The following is a 377-nucleotide window of genomic DNA, read 5'->3' on the forward strand; positions in this document are numbered from 1 at the left end:
GCGCCCTCGACCGCGGCCTGGAAGAACGTGCTGCCGCGCGTCGCCGCCTTGCTCGACGTCATGCAGATCTCCGACATCGTCAAGGTCGTCTCCTCAGATACCTTCGAGCGGCCGATCTATGCCGGCAACGCCATCCAGACCGTGACCTCGGCCGACGCCAAGAAGATGATCACCGTGCGCACCGCCTCCTTCGCCGCGACCGGCGAGGGCGGTTCGGCAGTGGTGGAGCCGGCGGCGGCTGCCGCCGATCCCGGCCTCTCCACCTTCAAGGGCGAGGAGCTGGCCAAGTCGGACCGTCCGGAACTGGCCTCGGCCAAGATCATCATCTCCGGCGGCCGGGCCATGGCCAACCGCGAGAACTTCGCCACCTATATCGA

The 377-nt window shown here is 67.6% G+C and carries 1 protein-coding gene; it reads left to right on the forward strand.

Annotated features, from left to right (window positions below; genetic code table 11):
- The coding region (locus BA190_RS34895) for an electron transfer flavoprotein subunit alpha/FixB family protein (RefSeq protein ID WP_371260469.1) at positions 1–377 on the forward strand (377 nt) is incomplete at both ends.

It is taken from the genome of Labrys sp. WJW (assembly GCF_001676615.1).
Taxonomy (GTDB): domain Bacteria; phylum Pseudomonadota; class Alphaproteobacteria; order Rhizobiales; family Labraceae; genus Labrys; species Labrys sedimenti.